Below are 18484 nucleotides of genomic sequence, written 5' to 3'. Positions count from 1 at the left end.
TCATTGGAACCACCCCTTCGCATCTCGGTCTAGTGCCAGTTGAGCTGTCTGGTCTCGGTACGCCTTGGCATCATCGCGAGCCACCTCTGCCGCTTCTCGTTGTTCCACGGCTGTGGCCAACTCCTCTGTTTTCTCCTCAACCTCTTCTGCCGTGCTACTTAGCTCTTCTACTATCATAAATGTCGCCGCTGCCGCATTAATGGCTGCAACCGCCACCCCACTTGCCCCGGTGGCACTGGCCAACCCTGTGGCAATGTCGTTAAGGCCCATTGCGATGCTTCCCGCTGAGTTGAATTCCGCAATCAAACGCTTAAGTTCGGCGATTTCCAGATTGGTTTCGCGGACTTCTTCACCAAATATGCGAAACGTCAAGTAGAACTCATAAGCACGCCAAGCATCGTAGGCCGCGTTAGCCTCACGGGTCGCCGCGCTTACACGTGCAAGGATGGCTGGGCAGTCGAGCCGGGTGGCAAGTTCGGCAAAACTCATAGCAATTACACGGTCGTCGTATTCATCGCTTTGGCCGCGCCCCGCCGACTCATACTCCAGCCCGGTCGCGTTTAGGCCATCAAATGGTCGCCCGTCCCGGTCGGCATCAAGCGGGCCAGGATCAACAAGCAGAAAAGCTGGATTGATGCCACGCTCACCCGTATGCGACTGCACATGGGGTTCGGTAGCCTGTAAACCACCGGATACACCAAGCCTGAGCCCTTGGCAAAAATCTAACGCGTTTTTCTGCTGTGAATTAGCGCCGTTCAACAATAAGGGTTCATAGCTGACCTGCAGCGCTACCAAGTTGGCGTTAGTGTGCTGATAAGCCGCATAGTGAAACGGAAAGCCACTTTCATTGATCAATGGCTGGCCAAGGCCAACGGTACGATAGGGAAAACGCCCGCTGCGGACATCACAATCCTCGAAGCCATTACCGTCGGAATCTGGGCAAGGCAAACGATCATGCTGTACGACAAAGCCCACGGTCGCATTCACGGCCAACTTGACACGGTCAAGAGCAGGGGCAGCGCTTTGAGCGCTACCCAACACGTTTAAAGCCATAGGAGCCATGGCGAACAAGAACCCCAACACAGCAAAGGAAAGAGTCATTTCCAATAGGCTGAACCCAGTCTGGCGCTGCGTACTCATCGTACGGTTCCTTTGCTATCCAGTTGCTGCACCAAGTTATCCATACCGCTGAACATCGTTATCTTCTCGGCCCTTTCTCCCACAGCGGCACATACGTCAGCGTCATAGTACTCACCGCCTTCTTCACATACAGGGTTGGAATTTTGAGCATCTTGCCACGCCGCACAGGAGTCCTCATCGTAAGCGTCGCTTGAAGCATCACAGAAATCTTGATCAGCGCTCCCTGCACTGCTGCCGGGCGCACCAGCAGTACAGCTATTGGTCTTAGTGTCATAATCACTATTGGAATTAAAGGCACAGTTGAGCGCACCGTAGGCGTCATAGGCACCTTCGGCCTCAGTACGCGCCGCGTCGGCCTTTGCACGTAGAGCCTCTACTGCATACCAGGCTTCTCGCTCCGCCGTGTAGGCCTCGACATGCTCATTAAATGCGGTCACCAGTGGGCAAGGTGCGCTATCACACGTTGCTCCAAAACTCTGGCTAACCTCAGCGATACGATCATTAGCAGACAATTCAGCCGCCTCTGCGTCGGCAGCCAAATCAACCTTATTACCTTCGTCATCAGTAATAGGTTTTTCTTCGATAACCGGATTCCCATCATCATCGAAAATCGGATTCCCATCATCATCAACAGCAATTTCCTTAATCACCCCTAGGTCTGTCATATTCGCCGCCGACGCGACAGCACTAATCCAAGCATCAATAGCGGGCTCAACCCCGATAATGACATCGGCCTCGTCTGGTGGATCTTCCGGGTCTAGATCTTCTGGACGCGGGAACCCGTAAAGGTCATCAAATGCGTTGTCTTGGCTATCACCTGACAACTTACGAATCTCGTCTTCTAGCTTATTATTGCTGACAACAGCAGCTGCCTTTGGCCCTGATTCGTACTGTGCTAATTCATTTTGATAGGTGCTTTCAGCCTCCTGAGCAGCCACATTAGCCTGGTCATATTTATCCTGTGCATCATTGACGTTGTCCTGAGTAATCCCCAGCTCACCTTCAAAAGTGTCTGGTACTCCCGCCTTATCAGCGATGGTGTCATACAGCGCTGTAGAGGTAATTTGTAAACCCAAGGCAGTGCCAGAAAGACCAACCGCAATACCTGACAAGGTAACACCACTGCCAGCGGCAGAGACGGCCGTCGTATAAACAGGCACCAGCGCACAGCCAGCAAAGGGCGGTACCGCGCAGGTGGCAGTGGCCGTTGCTAACAAACCGGTCGAAATCGTCTGAACCTCAATAGCACCACTCAACCCAGCCACCGCCTGCCCCATAGACCACGCGGTCAACGCACTACCCACGGCATTCATTAATACCCCCTGGTCTGCACTCTCCTGGTTAGACTCAGCAAAAGCGATGTTCTCCTCTTCCAGCGCAATCGCGTTGGCCGACAGGTTTAACGAGCGCTGGCTTATTTCACAGTGCAACAGTTCGTAAAGCTCGGCGAGGCCGCGCCCTTGGGTAATATCGTCGTAGTTTGCGGAAACCGGCGTTTGCGGGGCATTGAAGCCGGTGCTGCTCGTGCTGTTCAGCCCATCGTAGCGATCGTCATTAATATCGCCATCAGCATTAGAGGCTCCCGGGCTGGCCAGCATGTAGGCCATAGCTACCGCTGTGTCGTTGGTGTAACTAATGTGCAGATAGTTATCGTTCTGCGCCAACTCTGAGGCGTCTTCCAACGCTGAACAGAAATCGAGCGTATTCTCATTGCCCAAGTCATACGCCGTTGCATCGGCATTGGTGGGTTTGAAGCGCTCGGCAGTTACTGCCAAATCGGCGTCTGCGACCTCATTACGGTAGACCCCGTAAATCATCGCACGACTCCCCTGCTCCCCCACCGTATAACCCACTGAAGCCAGCCCTAGGGTGCGGTAGGGTAAGTTCCCTTTTTGCGCCCCCCCACTACAATTTTCAATCCCATTCCCAGTAGTATCAGGGCAGGGCAACCGCCCATTCCAAGCGGCGAACTGGCGTAACTGTTCATCGGCTGCTGCCAGCGCTGTCTCTGTATTTTGCTGCGTTACTTGAACACTGACATCAAGGGTTTTGTAAAGCAGTGCCGACACCAGCCCTGTGAGCAGCGCCAGTAAGGCAAGTAACTCCAGCAGCGAAAAGCCGCGGCAATGACGTGTTTGAGCCATTGAAAATTGGGGCATCACGAATCCTATTCAGCGAAGCTGTGTGCTTTGCGCAATGAGGTCGTATACCGGCAGCAAAAACACCACCACGACGAAGATGAACAGCGCGCCAGCCAAAAGCAGTACGGCGGGTTTGATGACCTCGGCAAGGGTGGCAACTAGATGGTTAAGCCGCCGCCGGTACTCGTCGGCTAACGTACGCAACTGGCCATCCAGGTTGCCGCTCTGCTCTCCCACATTGATCAAACGAATCATCAGCGGTGAAAACACACCGCTGCGCTCCAGACCACTTGCCAGCGTATTACCGCGCATTACTCCTTGTCGGGCCTGGCGAATCGCATCGCGATACACCTCATTGCGGGTTGCCGCCTCCAAAATAGCTAGTCCATCCAATAGATTGATGCCCGCCGCTACTAGCAGCGCCAAGTATTCGCTGATAAATGCCATGGCGGACGTGCGCACCAGCGTGCGGCTAATCGGAAGGTGGTAAGCCAGCCAATAAAACCCGCCCCTAACCCGCTGGCTCCGGCTCAATAGCATCGGTAACACCACAACAGCTGCTAACACCCAGTAGCCATAAGCCGCCAGCAGCTCACGCATCCAGTGCACAGCGCTCAGTACACTCTGGGTCAACGGGGGAAGATGGGCTCCCATCTGGCGAAACATATTGGCCAGATCAGGCAGTACGTAGTACACCCAGAACAGTGCCGCTATCACGATGGTGAGTACGACGAAAAATGGATAGATCAAAGCGCGTGAGACATCCCGGCGCAGGGCGGTAATACGTCCCAGATGTTCGGAGGCATCCATTAGCACACGGTCGAGGTTGCCCGAGCGCTCACCAATATCGACAAGGTGCCGAACGGTGGCTGGTACCAAGTGTGGGTAAAATGAGAGCCTTGAAGAGAGCGTATTACCAGCCCTAACGCCACTCAGTAGGTCTGCTGTCAGCGCCTTGAGCGCCGGATGTTTAGCATCATCACGCAAATCTTTCAGTGCCATATCGACCGGCAGGCCACTGCGCAACATCAGCCCCAGGCTATGCAGAAACTCCGCCAGCAACGCGATAGGGATACTACGGCGCATAAAAAGAGCCAAGCCGTCTAGCAGCGGCAGCATCAGCGCCGGTAGCACATAGAGCTGCAGCACCACGGCTTGTTCACGGCGCTCTACTAACGGGTGAGCATTGCTGTAATCGGTCACCGGCAGTTTCGACAACCCGGCACGCACGCGGCCTTGGTTCGACACCACCCGATAGAACACGTAGCGAAAGGCAGCTTCGCTCATAAACCACCCTCACCCAGGCAGCTCAGCAGATAGGAGGTTTCCGCATCCGGCTGGCCGCTCGCTAGCAGGCCGCTCTGCTTCTGAAACTGAGCTAGTGCATTCGCCGTGCGTGGCCCCATCACACCATCCACCGCCTCAGGCGCTAACAGCAAGCGCTCGACCAGCGCCAGCTGCAAGGCAAATAACGGCTCTCCCTCTTCACCAAAAGGTTGGGGCGCCACGGGTAGTACTGATTGAAACAGTGCTAGCCGCCCATCACTTAGCGGGTAAAGCGGCTGGTCATTACATCCCTGCTCCCATTCGCTCGGCAGCAGCACCGGTACCCAGGGTTGCTCCTCGCTCCGTGCTGGCAGCCACTCAACCACATCCGCCCAATGCTGCGGAGGAGCCTCCACCGGGGGCAGAGGCGTATAGGTGGCTGTAAAGGCCTGCCATGCAAAGTCGACGACCTGAACAGCTTCTTGCTGCTCTGTAGTTGAGGCAGCCTCTTGATGTACGTTTTGAGTTGCTTCTTGAGAAGCCTCTTGAGACACCACTGCTTGCACCACCGCCTCTTGAGGTGTTGCTTGTTGCTGAGACTGAGACTGAGGCTGAGGAACAGCTTTTTGAGGCTCCGCTTGCAGGTCTATGCCCGCCTGCTGCGGCGGTACTTCCACTATTGGCGTTGAGGGAGTCGAGAGCAGGTCAAGTGGGTAACCGGCCACCGCCGCCAGCCCCACAGCCCCCGCAACGCCACCCATCACCAGCACGCTTCCCATCACCAGCGAGCGGTAAGCGCGGCGCTTGGGGGCTAGCACTAAGCTCAGTTCCTTCGCGGCGGTGTCCACTAACCCAGCGCTAATACGCGTGGTGCCCGTGGCAACCAAACCGTAGAGGCAGCGGTCAAGCAGGATATGCACCCGGCGAATATAGCCCATGCTATAGCGATGCAACCGTCGCAAAGCACTGCGATCAACGGTCAACACCTCTGGGCAGCCTGCCCACTGCAACCGATGATGCAGATAGACATCCAACTCGTTCAACGTCAGCGGGGTCAGCTCAAGGCGCAGTGCAATACGGCTTGCTAGCTGCCGCATGTCATGCCGATCCAGCGTCAAGTGAATTTCCGGCTGGGCCACCATCACAATTTGTAGCAGCTTGGCCTGGCTGGCCTCCAGGTTGCTCAACTGACGTACCAGCTCAAGGCTGGGAACATCCAACCCCTGAGCATCATCCAGAATCAATACACAGTTACGACCCTTTTCATGCTGCTGCAACAACCAAGTATTCAGTGCCTGCAGCTGTGCCTCTAGGCTATCGCCAGCGGCCGTCACACCAAAATCACGGTTGATGGCCCTTAACAGGTCGGCACCTTGAAGAAACGTATTGAACACCAGCGCGGTACACGCGCCCTGCTCGGCCAAACGCGTTAGTAGCGCCCGGGAGAGCGTCGTTTTACCAACGCCAACATCACCGGTTACAAGCATGAACCCCTTGCGCTGCTCAATGAAGTGCAATAACTCAGTGAACTGTTCTGCCAGCCGAGCAGAAAAGAAGATGCCGTGCTCATCCGGCGTTACCGGAAACGGGTTACGCGTAAACCCTAAGTGCTGCAGGTAAGCCGACAATGGAAATCCGCTACTCATCAATGCGCTCCCATTTGCCGCTGTAGTGCGCGTAAGGCGTCGTCCGCTGGGTACTGCGCCAGCAGCGCACGCACCCGCTTGGCCGCCTCGGCATGTTGCCCAGCCTGCCAGTCTAAAACCGCCAGGTTATAGCCCGCTTCGCGATCTCTTGGCAGACGAGCAAGAATCGTGGAGTAGGCTTGGCGTGCCTGCGCCGGGCAATCTGCCCTCATACAGTAATAGCCCTGCATACGAGCAACGATCAGATGCGATTCGCCTAGCGCAGACCGAGCACGCTCAATAACCTCTTCCGCCTGGGGCAGTTGGCCCGCCGACAGCGCCGCATTGAAGGCCGCAAACAGTTCTGCCGGATTTACCTCAGCCGGAGGCGCAGTCTCTACTACCATTGAAAGCTCAGCCTCGGGTTTAGGCTCAAGCCTAGGCTCGGACACAGACTCAAGAGCGGGCACTGACGTGTCTATCTCGCCAACTGCCGCCACCTCTGGCTGGCTAACGGCTGCTACTTCTATCACTGAAGCCGTTGCGGCAAGCCGTGCCAGGGCATCCCCCGGTAGCCGTGAACCACTCGACGGTGCAGGCGCTTGATCCTGTGCTTCTGGCGGCGTTGGCGTTGGCGTTGGCGTTGGCGTTGGCGTTGGCGTTGGCGTTGGCGTTGGCGTTGGCAAAGCAATATCCACCACCACAACCTCCTGTGGAGCTGACGACACAGTAGGTGCGGAAGGCTCCACAGGCAGCGCGGCTGAAACATTTCGCGGCGCGATACGCTCTGCCGCATAAAAATGTTCCCATAGGAACAGCCCCGCAACGGCGACACACACCAACCCCGCCACCAAACCCCACCGCCATCGACGTTGGCCAGGGGTGACCACACTACCCAACTGAGTGGGAGCTTGCGTAGGATGAGTGCCATGCTGGCGCAACGCGTCGAAAACTAAGCTCATGGGAATCCGGCTTACAAAATCTGAACGCGCAGCACGAGAACTAGCTCGCGTGCCGTGGTCGATTCAGACTGCCCACCCAGCACGCTGCCAAACAGAGGGACATCCGTAATACCGGGCACCCCATCCCTTGAACGGTTACCACTTTCACCGATAAGACCACCGATAATGACCATGTCACCGTCGTTCAGCGACAACGATGTGGTCATACCCTTGAAGTCCACCCGGGGGAGCGAGATTTTCAGCGGATTTTGCGTGCTGCCTACCTCTACTAGCTCCATAGAAGAGGCCTGCACAGAGGTTTGCATCGGGTTAATGGTGAGATGGATAGCACCATCCTCGGACACAAACGGAATCACCCCCAGCATCACGCCATCAAATACATTAGACGTCACCACATTGGACGTGGTCGCCAGCAAGCCGCCGCCACCGTTTTGCGTATTAGAGCTGGACTGGGCGATATAACGCATGTTGCTACCCACACTCACCACGGCGGGCTGCGTGTTACGCACCCGAATCGACGGGTTAGATAGGATATGCACCGTGCCAAAGGTTTTCATCAGGTCGAGCCCGATATTGTGGTTACTGCCCGACTGAGCAAGACCCAGCGATGGCGTACCCGACGTCCCTAGCGCAGTAGACGGAATCAACACGCTGCGGCCCGCATTCTCCGCCCCTGGCACCAATGAGTCGATCGCACCCAGCGCCATCGGGTTAGATGAGTAGGACAAAGCCACCTGGTTACGTAGGAAACTCCAATCAACGCCATAGCTGAACTGGTCGTTAAGTTCGACATCAAGAATCTGCGCCTCGATCAACACCTGTCGGTTTAACACCGACTTATAGTGCTCAACCAAACGTCCGACCGCCGCCAGCTGAGATGGGCGCCCACGAACAAACAGCGTACCGGTGGAGCGGTTCAGCATATAGGTCGGCATCCCTTGCTGCCCCATACCGCCTTCACCATTGCTCTCCCCATTACCCTGCGCACCGATCAGCGATGCCAACATCCGGTCAATCTGCTCGTAAGGGTTCACATCATTGGTATTGCGCCCAGAGATTGAAAAGCTGCTGCGTAGCCCGCTACTACCTGAGCCGCCACCCGAAGCCGACCCGCCGTCGCCACCGGTATTACCGGCACCGAATACATCGCCCCCCGCGTTGAAATCAGCCGTACTCATGGTAAGCAGGAAATCCATATCGAAAATCCGCTCTTCAAACTCCTCCACCACCAGCATGTTATCGCGGACATGCCCGGCCAGATCTAGCGCCTTGGTGATCTCCTCAAAGGCTTGGCTAGCAGGCACCGAACTAAGCGACAGCGACAGCGTGCGCGGCTGGCGCGACAGCGAAGCAGGCAGCACCAAGTTCAGTCCCGCCTGATCAGCAATCGCCTTGAGCAGGTTACGTACATCAACATCGTCCGCCTGTAATGTAACGTTCACTGCATCAAGCGGGTTATAACGGGGGACCACCGGCTCCAACACCACTTCCTGCTGTTGCTCCAAATTCTGCCTAAGCTCATCTTGCAGAAGGCGTAACTTCTCTGACTCTTGCACTAGCCGCTCTTGTAATAGCGCCTGCGAACGGTCATCCACCGTTTGAACCCTTTCGGCATCCATTTTGGAGGGACCAACGGCACAGCCAGTTAATGACGCAGCCAGCAAGGCACCTATCCAGAGGCCTCGTCTAGGGTAAAGAGATAGTTGAGGGTCAAGGTTCATGTGGCTGCTCCTGATGCGCCTAATTCCGTACTCAATGTGTTGTTTTGCAAGTTATTGGCTTAAATAGCCAAGCAGTTCGGCAAAGCCCACCGCAATAACGGCATCGTCATACTGCTCCCCTTGTGCGGTCAGCGGGCCAGATACGCAAAGCCCGCCACCCGAAGGCCAACGGAGGCTGCTATTTTCGCCATCAAAGGGTTGCCCATTCCTATCGGCATCTCTTGTGCCTGCGTAGGCCACGAAAAATGCTAGGTTGGCGATAGGGTTTCCGCTGCAATCAGCCGCTCCTGCTTGCTGTTCATCACCGGTCACGTAGATGTGCTCATTATCAAAATCCTGCTGGCCCAGGCTGTGCAGGGCGTAACGTAGGTCATCCAGGCTGAGATACCCGGCGCTACCAGACTCATCGCCGGTTCGTTCTTCTAACCGCGCCAAGTCAGCATCGAAATCGCGAAAAACTCCGTAAACGAAGCGCTCCCGGTCTGCTTTGTTAAATCCTTGAGCCTCGTTCATACCGAGGGTCAGAAAAGGCACACCACCCACCACATTGCTGCTTGCCAAACCACAATCGCCGCCGTTACCTTCAAAGCCATCGCCGTTGGTATCAGCACAAGGCAAACGGTAGTGCCGTGCGGCATAGCGATAGAGAGCTGCGGCAATTTGATCGTGGTAGCCCTGGGCAATCGCGTCGTCCTGGTTCAAGGTGTAAGCGCGATACTGCATAGCCACCATGGCCATACCTCCGAGCATTACCAGCACCAGCATTAGCTCTAATAGAGTGAACCCTCGTTGCCAGTGGAAGCGCGCATAAACCGTCATGGCTGTGCTTGCCCACCATGAGTACGTTCAGCCAGATGGCCGATGATGCTGTCTTGCAACTCGCTCAACTCACGCCCCAAGGCCTGAAGGCGTTGCGGGTTGGCATTCTCACCTTTCAGCGCTTCATCCAGCATCGCCTGGCTAACCTCAGCAAGCCTCTGGCTACTTACTAGCTGCTGACGTATCCCACCGATATCGATCTGCTCCTCTACCCCGTTCTCCCGCATCTGCTGGTTGAAGCCTTGAATCACATCCATCAATCCATCGACATCGTCTGGTTCAAGGGCCCGAATCTGCGCCAACGCGTCATCACGCGCAGCCCGGACCGCCTCACTGCGTTGTCGGATGCCCTCGCGCAGTGCCTGACGCTGCTGCGCTGCCTCAGATAGCATCTGTTCCGGTGAACGGGTCTCAGCTGATGAACTCATTCCCCCCTGCTCCCCTTCCACAGGTGCAGAGGCAGAGGCAGTCGCAGCGGCTTCGTTCAACGCCTCATAGCGCCGCCAAAGGGCATCAACATCCGTAGAGGCACCTCCACCTTCTACAGGCGAGGAAGAAGGCGGCATTACCACAGCGGGCACTTGTGCCGCTGGGCTTACCGGCGCAGGTTGCCGACCCACCCACCAAAGCACTGCAGTCAACAGTCCAAGCAGCGCGATGCTCCATATCAACAGGCGGCGTAACGTCATTATTCAGCTCCAATCGTTAAGCGTGCTGTTTCACCACCGCGTGCCAACGTCACCTGGTTGGGCCTGATATCACGAACCACCACGCCGGATGCCACCGCATCGCCACGGCGCACATAGCGCCCATTGATTACCGCGGAGCGGGAGGTATCCGAGTACACCACCATGCTGAGCTGATAACGGCTCCACCAGGGTGCCTGCCTGACAGGAGACTCTGGTGGCGGGGGTGGCGGCGCAACCACCTCCGGCGTTATCTCCACCGGCTCTGGCATAGCAGGCTCTGGTGCAAGTGGCTCGGGTACAAAAGCGTTGCCCGTCAGCAAGGGGGAGTCCTGCTGCCCTGCCTGCTGCAACCTTACATCCTCAAGCTGCCTGCTTAGCAGCTCGTTCAACTCCAGGAACTCGCGCACTTTTTCACCCAACCGCGCATCAAGGCTCTGAAGCTGCGAATCCTGGCTAGGCCGCCACGCCTGAGCAGCCCGCTCTTCGGCCATCGCAAACTGGTAGGCCATTGTGCAGGAGACCAAGGCAACGGCTAGCAGCCCAGCAGCGGTGTATTTCTTCTTCATGGTGCGCTCCAGGTTAACGCTAGACGGAACAGGCTATTACCGAGGCCGCTGGTAATCTCACGCCGCACCACTTCATAGCCAAGGCGCTTCAGCGCCATCACGAACTGCTCTTCTGCCGCGAAGGGCGCAGCCACACTGGCACTGCGGCCCGCAACGATGATCAGCACGCCGGTGTCATCCGACACAATGCCCGCCTCAACCAACTCAATACTGGCCGGAACCGCCTCGCGTAAATGCCGAATCAGGCTGGCTGGATCAGGCGTTTGGCGAACACGCTCAGCAAGGCGTACAAAGTCGGCGCGTTCACGCTGGGAAAGCACCAGCTCATCGGCACTGCGCAGCGCGCTCCCCATCTCGGTAATGGTGCTGCCAACGCTCTGGGTCTGCGCTTGGTACAGCTCAGCCTCAAGAGCGCCTGCCTCGTGCCGCCAGTACAAGGCTCCGAACGCGCTAGACAGGCATAGTGCGACCATGCCCACCGCCATCCAGGGCAACGCCTGTTGAAAGAGGTAGTGCAACCGGCTAACGCCATCGATATCGGCCCGTTTTAAGCGCAGGCCCTCAAACAGCTGGGTGGCTGGCAACACCGGCTCAGTGACCGGAATACCACGCACCGTTAGCGCATCAATTAGCGGCTGGCTTTCGTCCGTGCGGCGCTCCACCAGCAAGCAACCGCGTTGTCGGCCAGCATCAGCGTAACGGTCCAATAATGAGGTGATATACGCAGCGATACGGATATAGTCATCCGCTCCGCGCATATAAAGACGCTGGCGGGAGGCCTGCATGGCCTGGCCGTCCTGCAGCATCAGTACATCCACACTATCGTCATGGACAAATGCCAAAAGGCCACTCTCAAGGCCCTGCCGTTGCGCCAATGTCAGCAGTGCTTCAAGCAGCGGGAACAGCAGTACATGGTCGCTCTGCTGTTTGGCCCAGCGCCGGTAACGCATAGCTACCGCCACCGGCACAGCGGTGTAGCACACCTGGGCTAGGTCTCTCTGCCGCTCGCGGGTATGGATAATCACCCGCGCCAAACTGTCGATATCCCCGGCATCGCGCAGTCGTTTTTCCAACAGCGGCGCCAGGTTTTGATGATGGGCAGGCAACGCCTCTACGCCGAACGGCGCTGCCTGGTAATCGGTAATGACCACTGTTGGGCCGGGCAGCGCATCAAACTGCTCCGGCGCTAGCAGCGTATCGGTGTGTGTTTGCCACACCTGCCCCGACATATCCAACAGGCACTGCAGATGGGTCATTGCACTCTCCGCGAGTAATAATCACCGGAGAGGGATAGCTGGATCGAACCTGCCTGATCCTGAGCCGGTGAGTCGATATACAGCGAACCGCTGCTATCACTTACCAGTTTTATTGAAAAAGACTTGGGCAGCATGAAGCTATCGGAGCTGGACTCAAGGCTACTCATCAATGTGTCGGCTTCACGCCGCGAGAAGCGCTTGTTGTCAACTTCAATCGACCGTACATCCCACAAAGACGTACGCCAGCCAAGCCCATCGGCACGCTCTGCCAGCGTTCCCCACTGGTCGCGCACTGCTTGCCAGCGCACCAGCTGCGCCCGCGCGCCCGCTTCTTGGTCTACCTGGCGCTGGTTATCTGCCAACTGCCGCTGTGCCACGTCTGCCGCCGCTTTATAGCTAAATGCCGTTTTCACTAAATAGGGCAATGCAAGGCTACCCACCAGAAGCACCCCAATACATACATAACCCCGAGCGGCCTTACACCCCTCAGAAAGCAGTGACACCCTCATTGATCCATGACCCAGTGCGCGGTAACCAACACAACGCGCTCTTCTCCACTGGACGCCCCTTCACCGAAGGCACTAGGGTTTGAGTCTGCGTTGGTGTAACTGTTATTGGCCTCCCACTCATAGCCTGGAATATGGCGGCTACGCTCTAACACATTGGTATTTGCGTTCTGCTGGCGGAAACGGCCTTCGTAGGCATCAGGCTTACCATCCACCATATGGTCCAGCTTGCGGGCCAGATCAGGGGTTAGCCCACGGATCACCATCACGTTGCCCGCGCCACTGATTGTTCCTTCCGGGTTCCACTGAAAGCAGATTTGCAGCTCTACAGGATTGCCATTGGTGTCGGTATAGGCATAGCGGTCCTCAGACCCTTCAGCCCGTCCCGGCGGCATTCGGATACCGACGCGATCAAACAGTTGATGCAAATCCAGGTCAGACAACGGCCGGTCGCCGCCACCAACGGAGTTAGCAGGATAGCCAACACCGTGGCACAACCGACGGCCCGTGTTACGGTAGTTGGCCGGTATGCCCGCCACCCCACTGCCCATGTGGTCAAACTCCGCTTCATAGCCGTTTACCATCAGCGTCGGCGCCACCTGGTTATCGCCAAGCACAACGCCAGTACGCTGATAGTAAAGGTCGTAGTTCTGCTTCCACGGCATTAAAAACTTATTCTGGATACGGTTGTATTCCGCCTCACGGAGAACATCACGGCCAATGCTCACCCCGCCCAGCATAAGACCGATAACCGCCATCACCACAACGATTTCCATCAGGCTAAACCCACGCTGGTGAGCCCCCACGGAACGTCCCCCTACCGACCTCATCGCCATCTCCCGGCTCACTGATTCATCTTGTAGGTGGCGACGACTGTGATGACTTGGTCTTCATCCAAGTTCACACTGGTATCGTCATCAGAGCCTTCATCTAAGCCGTAGGCTTGGGAGTTATTGGCAGCCCATTCAATACCAGGCGCTCCTTCAGTGCCGTCTTCTTCGATATCATATTTACGGAAGAGCCCCTCACGTGAATCAGCCTTGCCATCAATCATTTGATCCAGTGCCCGCGCCAAATCCGGAGTAAGCCCGGAAATCACCATCACGTTGCCAGAACTGGCAGCGGTGCCCGGTTTATTCCACTGGAAGCACACCTGAAGCTCTTGAGGGTTGCCATTGGTATCCAGATAGGCGTAGCGGTCTTCAAACCCTTCAGCACGGCCCGGTGGCATACGCACGCCGTGACGATCCATCTCACGGTGCAGAATGAGATCTTCCTCACGCGCCATGTTCGGCGCTTGACCACCTTCACAAATGGCTTTGGGTTCATCTGCGTCGGTCATGTCTTGCCCAGAAATGAGGCCGCCGGCAACAGCAGTATTGTAGGTCGCACCATTAACCATCAGTCGCGGCTGCGTTTGGCTATCGCCAATCACAACACCAGCGCGCAGGTAATGGGAGTTATAGGCACTAGCCCACTGGTCAACAAACTTCTGTTTGATCTTGGTATATTCAGCGTTTCGCTGAACATCCTTACCAATCGAGACGGCACCAAGAATTAGCCCGATCACGACCAGGACAAGAGAGACTTCCACCAGGGTAAAACCCTGCTGGCGGTGCGAAGAGGCATGTTTGACTGCACGCATGTTTTGTTCCATTCATGAGTGTTTTGAGTATTGGGCTAAGCAGACTGGATAACTGCGTAAGCGGAACCAACTGTAACGATACTTACATAGCCCTTTAGTGCTATGTCAGTCTCTAAGGCTCTCAAAACTCTCAATTTTTTCATGCATGCTGATAGCGCTAAGCCGCTGAAAAATAACTTTTCAGCGGCCATGAAACAATTCACTTACCGAAAATTACCTAAGCCAGAAAGCTGATGTTCTGGCTGAATGGCGTCTAACCGCGAGCACAAGGCCGCGTTGCTGCACTCGAACAGGCAGTACAACGATAACTCCCCCATAGCACCGCTAACCAGAACGCATAGAAAGTAGCGCCGCTGTTATGGGCCAAAAAAGTTTGCGATAAACCGAAATCAATAAATGCGACCGGTAACAGCGTGCCCGCTACCGCCAATGAGCGAGTGGGCAAATCAGGGTGCGATAAGCCAGGGGCAAACATTCTCATCGGGATCATGTAAAGCATGAGCAGCACGGACAGCCCCACCAGCCCTCGTTTAGCAAAGGCATCGATAAACTCGTTATGGGCATGGCCAAACTCAGCCGCCACGGGGGAGATAACACCCTGCTCGCCTAGCTCCCCCAAAGCCTCACGATAGCCAGCCTCGCCCCAGCCCAACAGTGGCCGCTCGGCAATTAACTGAGCAGCCCCGCGCCACATTTCAAAACGCAAGCCCAGCGATGTATCAGTTTCAGTACCGGATACATAGTGGCTAATATCGCTAACGGCAGCCTCAACCCGCTGCTTAACTCCCGTTTGCGGCAGCAAATAGACTGTTGCAACTAAGGCAAGCGCCGCCCCTACCGCTCCTGCTTTTATTGCCACCGGTAACTGGCGACCATAGCCACGGTAGAGCACATACGCCACCACCGGCAGCCCCACCCAGCCGCCACGGCTACCGGACATTAACGAGCCCAGCATCCCCAGCAAAGCCCCCAGCAGTAGCAAGGCAACCCACGCATGACGTTGACGCTGAACCACCGCCCAGCCCAAGCCTGCAAAGCACAGCACGCCCATTAACATGCTTAAATTGCCAAACTGAATAACGTGCAGAAAACCACCCGCCCGTACCACATCTTCTACCAGCTTCATCCATAGCGCCAAGCTGCCAGCGCCGATAGCCCCCAGCGCTCCCCCTCCCCATAACCAGCTTAAACGCGGCGGGTAGCGCAGTATCAGCAGCAGCACCGGGATGGCCAATAAAAAGCGCAGCGGCCTATCAAAACCACGAGAACCAAGCTCAACCGCCGACATAACGCCCACCACCAGGCCGTAGGCCACTAACGCTACGATGATCCAGCGGTCTTGGGGGAGCAGCACAAATGAGGAGCACTTAAAGCGCTTAAATAGCAGGGCAGTGCTCGCCAGCAGGAGCAGCACGGGGCCAACGGAGTAACCAGAAGGCACCACCAGCGCCAGCGCGCCCATCAAAAACACAGCGAGACTGGTAACGTGAGACAACGGCTCAGAACGGGGAACATTGGGGCTTAACATACAGGTCACTAACCTAACCAGCGTCATAAAGCCGCTGATAGTAGCATAGCCCCAACCTAGCTACTCTGGCTGATTCACCGGTAACGTTACCTTCAGCGTCTTACCGTGTTTAGCGGCTAACGATTCAAGTGCCACTTTTAACGCCCTTCTGGCCTCGGCATCCCCGTGTACTAAATGGATGCTACGCGGCCAGTGGCGCATCTGCTTAACAAAGCCCAATAACCCCGCTTGATCCGCGTGGGCAGAGTAGCCATTGATGGTGGTCACCCCTGCTTTAATGTCATAACGCTCGCCATCCAACATCACCCAGCCACCCTGGGGGCCATAGCGCTGAATATCCCGCCCCGGCGTGCCAGCGCCTTGGTAACCAACAAACAGCACCTGATGGCGCGCATCACCCAGCATAGCTTTTAAATAGTTCACCACCCGCCCACCGGCACACATGCCGCTAGCAGCAATCACCACCGCAGGCCGCCCGCTTTCGGCTAAATAGCGCACCGTTTGCTCATGGGTTGCGTGGCTATCCACTGTGTAGAGCGATGCAAAGCTCAGCGGATGTCGGCCAGCGCGAACGCGGGTTTGCGCCTCACTGTCCCAAAACGGCTTGAGGTCTCGGTACACCTGGGTAAAGCGCGCTGCCAGCGGCGAATCGACAATAATTTCTAACGACTTCCACAGTGACTGCTTATCCGAACGATGGATAATACCCTCAAGCTCATATAGCAGCTCTTGGGTACGGCCAATGCTAAACGCTGGCACAATTACCGTGCCGTTATTATGGAGCGCGCGCTCAATGGCCTGTTTTAGCTTAGCGGCTCTATCCAAGCGGCCTTCGTGCAAACGGTTGCCATAGGTAGATTCCAACACCAGCACATCCGCTTTAGCTGGGGCTTTTGGTGCTGGCAGCAAGGGGGAGTTGGCAGCCCCCAAATCACCTGAAAACACTACCCGCTGCCGCCGCTTGGTAGAAGGGTCGCGCAGGGCAACCTCCACATAGCTGGAGCCTAAAATATGCCCCGCGCGCTGGAGCTTCATGTTCACATGGCAAGTAGGTGTTGATGTGACGTTATGCCATTTACCAAACGCTAATGGCACTAACTGCTGCTCCACCCGATGCAAAAACTGCTCAATTAACCGTGTATCGCGGGTAAAACCAATCTTTAAGGCGTCTTCGATGACCAGCGGCAGCAGTTTGGCCGATGGCTTGGAGCAGAAAATCGGCCCCGTAAACCCGGCGGCCAACAAATAAGGCAAGCGCCCAACGTGGTCGATATGCACATGGGTAATCACTAACGCATCGATAGTTTTAACATCAAAATCGACGGTTAACTGCTTAAACTCATCCTGCTCGGCATCTTCACCTTGGAAAAGGCCGCAATCAATTAACAGCGAATGGTGATCACCATAAAAGAGTTGATGACAACTACCTGTTACGCCGCTAGCGCCTCCGCGGTGTACAAGCTGAGAAAGAGGTTCTAAAGAAGCAGCTAACGACATGTTTAGCACCTTATTACCGAACAGGATACTAATAAAAGTATCACCATCCGCTACAATAATGCCAATTTTTATTAGCCATATCGGTGAAACTTACTAACGTGAAACAGAGAACTGTACTGGTAAATACCCAGTACCATTGCATGGTGCATTTGCAAGTCGGCAAAATCCTCTCTCGATAAGCGGCCTATAGCATCAATATCGATACGATAGAGCGGCACCGAGTGGTCTTTAATACGGGTAAGCAACTTCTCAGCATCAGAAATCAGCACTAGCACACCCTTCTTGGCTAGCAGCTCACAGGCACTATGAACTATCTCAGCATCTATTTTCATGCGATGCAGCAAATGGAACCGATCAGTCACAGCAGTAGAAAACTGCCGATTATCACCAAACAGCGGCAATACTTCCTTTTCCTGCAAATTAGCTAATGCAGTCTCTGCAATGCAGAGCTGTATTCCACTTTTATGAGCGCTATATGGCATTAGCGAAAACGGATACGCCTGTAGGCACATAGGTTGAAACTGATCTTTCGCCTCTTCGGCACTATGCAGGTTTGCTTGTAACTCCAGTGAGTCATCCAGCAAAACCACCATGGACCAACGCTGCCCCTGTTGAATAATCACCACCGGAAAGTAAGCTGACGTGCGCGCTAGCTCACTTAAGCTAATAGGCAGCCATGTGTACCTACTTCTCAGTACCTGCTGTTGGCTGAAACGCCAGCCCAAATGCGCGTGCTCTGCATAGCTGAGTGGGATGTGAGACAAATACTCATTTATCATAAACACCCCCTACCGATCAATTACATAATTTAACACCACCAGCATGAATTTTGCCATACCTAATAGGCTATCTCTCTAGAAAATCTACTAAAAAAAGCGCCCCCCTAGGGTAGGCGCCTATTAGCAAGCTAATTACAATCGATAACAATTTCCGGATAAGTACTCATTCACCTGGGGTGCAAGGGAGGGTGATAGGACATGAGCATCTAAGAAAAACAGGGACTAAAAACCATTCAACAAGAAGCTCCACATCGTCTCTGGCACCAAACGCATCTGGGCATGCTGCACTGAGTAATCAGTTCCGTTAACCCTTTTTGCCACAAGCTCCCTTATATATATCTACT

At 55.5% G+C, this 18484-nt stretch carries 16 protein-coding genes; all 16 read right to left on the bottom strand.

What is annotated here, in order from left to right:
• Positions 1–1140 (bottom strand): type II secretion system protein, encoded by a 1140-nt coding sequence (locus ACIGG6_RS09755; protein ID WP_399844186.1) that lies wholly within the window; start codon positions 1138–1140, stop codon positions 1–3.
• A complete protein-coding gene (locus ACIGG6_RS09750; RefSeq protein WP_399844185.1) occupies positions 1137–3299 on the bottom strand; it encodes a hypothetical protein in 2163 nt (720 codons plus the stop codon). Before ACIGG6_RS09750 ends, ACIGG6_RS09755 begins: the two co-directional genes overlap by 4 nt.
• A gap of 12 nt (positions 3300–3311) precedes the next feature.
• Complete coding sequence (locus ACIGG6_RS09745; RefSeq protein WP_399844184.1) at positions 3312–4568, bottom strand: type II secretion system F family protein; 1257 nt, start codon at positions 4566–4568, stop codon at positions 3312–3314.
• A complete protein-coding gene (locus ACIGG6_RS09740; RefSeq protein WP_399844182.1) occupies positions 4565–6193 on the bottom strand; it encodes an AAA family ATPase in 1629 nt (542 codons plus the stop codon). The genes ACIGG6_RS09745 and ACIGG6_RS09740 overlap by 4 nt, the downstream gene beginning before the upstream one ends.
• Positions 6193–7134 (bottom strand): tetratricopeptide repeat protein, encoded by a 942-nt coding sequence (locus ACIGG6_RS09735; protein ID WP_399844180.1) that lies wholly within the window; start codon positions 7132–7134, stop codon positions 6193–6195. The genes ACIGG6_RS09740 and ACIGG6_RS09735 overlap by 1 nt, the downstream gene beginning before the upstream one ends.
• 11 nt (positions 7135–7145) lie before the next feature.
• Entirely contained in the window at positions 7146–8855 is a 1710-nt protein-coding gene (locus ACIGG6_RS09730) for a hypothetical protein (protein WP_399844179.1), read from the bottom strand.
• A gap of 51 nt (positions 8856–8906) precedes the next feature.
• Entirely contained in the window at positions 8907–9674 is a 768-nt protein-coding gene (locus ACIGG6_RS09725) for a prepilin-type N-terminal cleavage/methylation domain-containing protein (RefSeq protein WP_399844177.1), read from the bottom strand.
• Positions 9671–10363 carry a hypothetical protein gene (locus ACIGG6_RS09720; RefSeq protein WP_399844176.1) on the bottom strand — a complete coding sequence of 231 codons (693 nt, stop codon included), beginning with the start codon at positions 10361–10363 and terminating at the stop codon, positions 9671–9673. The genes ACIGG6_RS09725 and ACIGG6_RS09720 overlap by 4 nt, the downstream gene beginning before the upstream one ends.
• Complete coding sequence (locus tag ACIGG6_RS09715; RefSeq protein WP_399844174.1) at positions 10363–10929, bottom strand: general secretion pathway protein GspB; 567 nt, start codon at positions 10927–10929, stop codon at positions 10363–10365. The genes ACIGG6_RS09720 and ACIGG6_RS09715 overlap by 1 nt, the downstream gene beginning before the upstream one ends.
• Positions 10926–12185: a hypothetical protein gene (locus tag ACIGG6_RS09710; protein WP_287837817.1), complete on the bottom strand. Its 1260-nt coding sequence runs from the start codon at positions 12183–12185 to the stop codon at positions 10926–10928. The genes ACIGG6_RS09715 and ACIGG6_RS09710 overlap by 4 nt, the downstream gene beginning before the upstream one ends.
• Positions 12182–12688, bottom strand: a complete 507-nt coding sequence (locus ACIGG6_RS09705) for a hypothetical protein (protein WP_399844173.1) — start codon at positions 12686–12688, stop codon at positions 12182–12184. Before ACIGG6_RS09705 ends, ACIGG6_RS09710 begins: the two co-directional genes overlap by 4 nt.
• A 2-nt stretch (positions 12689–12690) precedes the next feature.
• Positions 12691–13521 (bottom strand): type II secretion system protein, encoded by an 831-nt coding sequence (locus ACIGG6_RS09700; protein WP_399844171.1) that lies wholly within the window; start codon positions 13519–13521, stop codon positions 12691–12693.
• Between the two features lie 14 nt (positions 13522–13535).
• Positions 13536–14336 carry a prepilin-type N-terminal cleavage/methylation domain-containing protein gene (locus ACIGG6_RS09695; RefSeq protein ID WP_399844170.1) on the bottom strand — a complete coding sequence of 267 codons (801 nt, stop codon included), beginning with the start codon at positions 14334–14336 and terminating at the stop codon, positions 13536–13538.
• Between the two features lie 253 nt (positions 14337–14589).
• A complete protein-coding gene (locus ACIGG6_RS09690; protein WP_399844168.1) occupies positions 14590–15864 on the bottom strand; it encodes an O-antigen ligase family protein in 1275 nt (424 codons plus the stop codon).
• Between the two features lie 60 nt (positions 15865–15924).
• The gene (locus tag ACIGG6_RS09685; protein WP_399844166.1) at positions 15925–17361 is read right to left on the bottom strand and encodes an MBL fold metallo-hydrolase; all 1437 of its coding nucleotides are present in this window, start codon (positions 17359–17361) and stop codon (positions 15925–15927) included.
• A gap of 71 nt (positions 17362–17432) precedes the next feature.
• A complete protein-coding gene (locus ACIGG6_RS09680) occupies positions 17433–18140 on the bottom strand; it encodes a SapC family protein (RefSeq protein WP_399844165.1) in 708 nt (235 codons plus the stop codon).
• Positions 18141–18484 lie beyond the last annotated feature (344 nt).

Origin of the sequence: Vreelandella lionensis (assembly GCF_044543515.1) — a bacterium.
Lineage (GTDB): Bacteria > Pseudomonadota > Gammaproteobacteria > Pseudomonadales > Halomonadaceae > Vreelandella > Vreelandella lionensis.
Note: the sequence above shows the minus strand (reverse complement) of the source record. Positions and strands in the feature narration are given on the sequence as shown.

Bases quoted from the DNA above. Each gene is read 5' to 3' on its own strand.
- ACIGG6_RS09755 (WP_399844186.1), bottom strand. From the start codon at position 1,140: ATGAGTACGCAGCGCCAGACTGGGTTCAGCCTATTGGAAATGACTCTT.
- ACIGG6_RS09750 (WP_399844185.1), bottom strand. From the start codon at position 3,299: ATGCCCCAATTTTCAATGGCTCAAACACGTCATTGCCGCGGCTTTTCG.
- ACIGG6_RS09745 (WP_399844184.1), bottom strand. From the start codon at position 4,568: ATGAGCGAAGCTGCCTTTCGCTACGTGTTCTATCGGGTGGTGTCGAAC.
- ACIGG6_RS09740 (WP_399844182.1), bottom strand. From the start codon at position 6,193: ATGAGTAGCGGATTTCCATTGTCGGCTTACCTGCAGCACTTAGGGTTT.
- ACIGG6_RS09735 (WP_399844180.1), bottom strand. From the start codon at position 7,134: ATGAGCTTAGTTTTCGACGCGTTGCGCCAGCATGGCACTCATCCTACG.
- ACIGG6_RS09730 (WP_399844179.1), bottom strand. From the start codon at position 8,855: ATGAACCTTGACCCTCAACTATCTCTTTACCCTAGACGAGGCCTCTGG.
- ACIGG6_RS09725 (WP_399844177.1), bottom strand. From the start codon at position 9,674: ATGACGGTTTATGCGCGCTTCCACTGGCAACGAGGGTTCACTCTATTA.
- ACIGG6_RS09720 (WP_399844176.1), bottom strand. From the start codon at position 10,363: ATGACGTTACGCCGCCTGTTGATATGGAGCATCGCGCTGCTTGGACTG.
- ACIGG6_RS09715 (WP_399844174.1), bottom strand. From the start codon at position 10,929: ATGAAGAAGAAATACACCGCTGCTGGGCTGCTAGCCGTTGCCTTGGTC.
- ACIGG6_RS09710 (WP_287837817.1), bottom strand. From the start codon at position 12,185: ATGACCCATCTGCAGTGCCTGTTGGATATGTCGGGGCAGGTGTGGCAA.
- ACIGG6_RS09700 (WP_399844171.1), bottom strand. From the start codon at position 13,521: ATGAGGTCGGTAGGGGGACGTTCCGTGGGGGCTCACCAGCGTGGGTTT.
- ACIGG6_RS09695 (WP_399844170.1), bottom strand. From the start codon at position 14,336: ATGCGTGCAGTCAAACATGCCTCTTCGCACCGCCAGCAGGGTTTTACC.
- ACIGG6_RS09690 (WP_399844168.1), bottom strand. From the start codon at position 15,864: ATGTTAAGCCCCAATGTTCCCCGTTCTGAGCCGTTGTCTCACGTTACC.
- ACIGG6_RS09685 (WP_399844166.1), bottom strand. From the start codon at position 17,361: ATGTCGTTAGCTGCTTCTTTAGAACCTCTTTCTCAGCTTGTACACCGC.
- ACIGG6_RS09680 (WP_399844165.1), bottom strand. From the start codon at position 18,140: ATGATAAATGAGTATTTGTCTCACATCCCACTCAGCTATGCAGAGCAC.